Annotated in this window: 1 protein-coding gene; it reads right to left on the reverse strand. The window is 55.3% G+C overall.

Annotated features, from left to right (window positions below; genetic code table 11):
- Window positions 1-396, reverse strand: a 396-nt coding sequence (locus tag A7Z29_RS23105; protein WP_286135456.1) for a pyridoxal-dependent decarboxylase, incomplete at both ends; no start/stop codon positions are given.

A 396-nucleotide genomic window follows, 5' to 3' on the forward strand; every position in this document is an offset into this window, starting at 1 on the left:
GCCGAGGGTAAAGGCCGGAACCTGCCAGCCGCGCAGACGCAGACGTTCAGAGAGGTCATACAGGGTGTATCCCGGATCTTCGCCGTCTTTCAGTTTGAAGCAAACCGCCGGAATACCTTCGTCCGGGCGACCTGTACAGATGAACTCATACGGTCCCAGTTTAGCGATTTCATCCGCCAGGTAAGTGGCGACCTGATAAGAGGCGTTTTGTACTTTGGTGTAACCCTCACGACCGAGGCGCAGAAATTCATAGTATTGCGCAATCACCTGACCGGCAGGGCGAGAGAAGTTGATGGCGAAAGTCCCGATTTGCCCGCCAAGATAGTCAACGTTGAACACCAGTTCTTTCGGCAGTGCTTCTTCATCACGCCAGATAACCCAGCCGCAGCCCAGCGG

This window comes from Escherichia sp. MOD1-EC6842, from assembly GCF_002965705.1.
Taxonomy (GTDB): Bacteria; Pseudomonadota; Gammaproteobacteria; order Enterobacterales; family Enterobacteriaceae; genus Escherichia; species Escherichia ruysiae.